At 50.2% G+C, this 1950-nt stretch carries 5 protein-coding genes; 4 read left to right on the top strand and 1 reads right to left on the bottom strand.

The window, feature by feature from the left end; all coding sequences use genetic code 11:
* Positions 1-385 precede the first annotated feature (385 nt).
* The 4 genes from QLG07_RS02545 (at position 386) to QLG07_RS02530 (ending at position 1700) form a co-directional block, all read left to right on the top strand.
* A complete protein-coding gene (locus QLG07_RS02545; protein ID WP_282468401.1) occupies positions 386-727 on the top strand; it encodes a hypothetical protein in 342 nt (113 codons plus the stop codon).
* 363 nt (positions 728-1090) lie between these two features.
* On the top strand, positions 1091-1249 hold the full coding sequence (locus tag QLG07_RS02540; protein ID WP_282468400.1) for a hypothetical protein: 159 nt from the start codon (positions 1091-1093) through the stop codon (positions 1247-1249).
* Positions 1246-1518 carry a hypothetical protein gene (locus QLG07_RS02535; protein WP_282468399.1) on the top strand — a complete coding sequence of 91 codons (273 nt, stop codon included), beginning with the start codon at positions 1246-1248 and terminating at the stop codon, positions 1516-1518. Before QLG07_RS02540 ends, QLG07_RS02535 begins: the two co-directional genes overlap by 4 nt.
* A complete protein-coding gene (locus tag QLG07_RS02530) occupies positions 1515-1700 on the top strand; it encodes a hypothetical protein (RefSeq protein ID WP_282468398.1) in 186 nt (61 codons plus the stop codon). Before QLG07_RS02535 ends, QLG07_RS02530 begins: the two co-directional genes overlap by 4 nt.
* Before the next feature lie 37 nt (positions 1701-1737).
* Here the strand turns inward: QLG07_RS02530 and QLG07_RS02525 are convergent.
* The coding region (locus QLG07_RS02525) for a hypothetical protein (RefSeq protein ID WP_282468397.1) at positions 1738-1950 on the bottom strand (213 nt) is incomplete at its 5' end.

Here is a 1950-nt window from a genome sequence, read left to right as displayed (position 1 = left end):
CTTTGGGATTGGATGAATGCGCAGGCTGATGCGCACCAGGATCGTAACCTAAGTCGCTATGCGCAGTGATAGATGGTATGCGCGGTGTGATGCCGCACAAGGTCTGGTTTAGTGCCACCCAGAAAGCCGGAAATCAGTACCGGCCATCCAATCGCCAAAGTCAATTTCAAAGCCAAGCCGCTGGCGATATGACGCGGCATATAGAGATAGGAGGATGTATGTAAATGACAACATTTAAAAGCGAAGACTAATTAAAAATTGCCTGGCGCCAGGGTGGCTCATTGATATGTGAGTGCCAGCCCTGCTTACTCCCCCGGGACCGCTCGGGGGTTTAAGGAGTTGCTTTAGCAATGCCATGCATCGCTAAGTCAATTGGGAGGTTAACATGGTTGATATCGTCTTTAAACGCAGGAAAGAAAACAGCAAGTCACGCCGGATGCGTGAACGTGGTGAGCATTACGCAGCATACAAAGCTCTGTGTGACGCTGACCGGGCAATGGCAAGGAAGCTTGAGGCAGCATTCACGAAGCTGTCAGAGGGCTGCACGGCTAAAGTGGCGCGGGCCGTGAATGGTGAGGATTACGGTATGCAGATTAAGCGGGCCACAAAGCGCTTAGAAAAGCGGTTCAAACGTAGCCCGGCAATCGATGGGCCTATTTGCATACCGGATGTTGCGCACTATGCAGCCGGATATCGCAAACCATTTGAATCAGTGACGGTGAGGTGAAAGATGGATATGCGATATGAGTTTATTACGCTTGAAAGCGCAATGTGGCACCACTGGTATTTCGGGGCTGAAATCATCTGCAATGGCGACAGTAAGGAAATCGATTACCAATAGATTCAGTCATATTTCGATTTAACAGCGGCGCTGCCGCAGGAGTGAGAGATGAATAGCAATGGTCTGTCAGATATCGACTCACGAAGCAGTAAGGAGGCCAAAAAAATGTGGATTGATGGCGCAGCAGCATCGCTAGCCAGGAAAGGACACACAAAGCAACGAGCGCGGGCTATGGCAAAGGAATCCTACCGCAACCGATTCAGATAACAGGCTGCCACCAGGCGGCCTTTTTTACGCCCGGAGCACACCATGATAGTCAATCGCAAAGATGGTAAGTGGCGCGTCACAGCACAGGCCTGCGGCTACTCATGGCGTGCTGAGAAGTTAAAAGACAACGGTGAGCGAGCTGATAACAGGCTGGCTGTAACGCTCAATAAAGAGCAGTGGGATAAGTGGAGGGTTGGATGAAAGAGGAATTTACGCCTGGTCCGTGGAAGGTAAATGTAATTGGCCAGCACTGGAATAACGAATCTCTGACTCACCTTGAAGTGACTTTCGGTGATGATGGGGAGTGCGTTTGCGACACAGTTTATCAGCGCGGGGACGCCAATTTAATTTCCGCTGCGCCTGAGCTTATTTCTGTTCTGAAAAAAATCGTCGAGTCAGGCCACATCCTGACTCATCTTAAAATTGAATCGCAATGGGCCATCGCCAAAGCACTGGGAGAATCACAATGAGCAAAGAAAAGAAGGAGAAGAAACAAGCGCCACTTTTTAACGGGGCTAAAAATTGGCGAGTCGCATGCGAGAACTGCGGGCAGAAACCCACCGTACACCCGACCGGGCTTTGTGGCCCTGCTGTTTTGGTGAGTCTGAAACTGCTGGCGGAAACTGGTGACATCGCAAGCCGTATTCACTGAGTGCGGCTGACGATGACACCCAGTCATCAAACGCGCTTTAGTCGTCAAGGCTACGGCAGTTGCGATTTTTGTCCTCGACGAGAATCAGTGGGCATTTCCTAACTTTACATGCCTGTGAATAAGCCAGTTCGCAAACTTCGCAAAGACTCCTGAGCTCAGTCTGATACTCGTATTCCATATAATACCGAAATTTGCCCTCATTCGTGTCTGTTCGCCAGAAACGTAGAGGTTCCAGTACCTCATCAAGCTG

Origin of the sequence: Erwinia sp. V90_4 (assembly GCF_029967685.1) — a bacterium.
GTDB classification, from domain to species: Bacteria; Pseudomonadota; Gammaproteobacteria; order Enterobacterales; family Enterobacteriaceae; genus Erwinia; species Erwinia aphidicola.
Note: the sequence above shows the minus strand (reverse complement) of the source record. Positions and strands in the feature narration are given on the sequence as shown.

Coding starts and splice junctions, on each gene's coding strand:
- QLG07_RS02530 (WP_282468398.1), top strand. CDS start 1,515: ATGAGCAAAGAAAAGAAGGAGAAGAAACAAGCGCCACTTTTTAACGGG.
- QLG07_RS02535 (WP_282468399.1), top strand. CDS start 1,246: ATGAAAGAGGAATTTACGCCTGGTCCGTGGAAGGTAAATGTAATTGGC.
- QLG07_RS02545 (WP_282468401.1), top strand. CDS start 386: ATGGTTGATATCGTCTTTAAACGCAGGAAAGAAAACAGCAAGTCACGC.
- QLG07_RS02540 (WP_282468400.1), top strand. CDS start 1,091: ATGATAGTCAATCGCAAAGATGGTAAGTGGCGCGTCACAGCACAGGCC.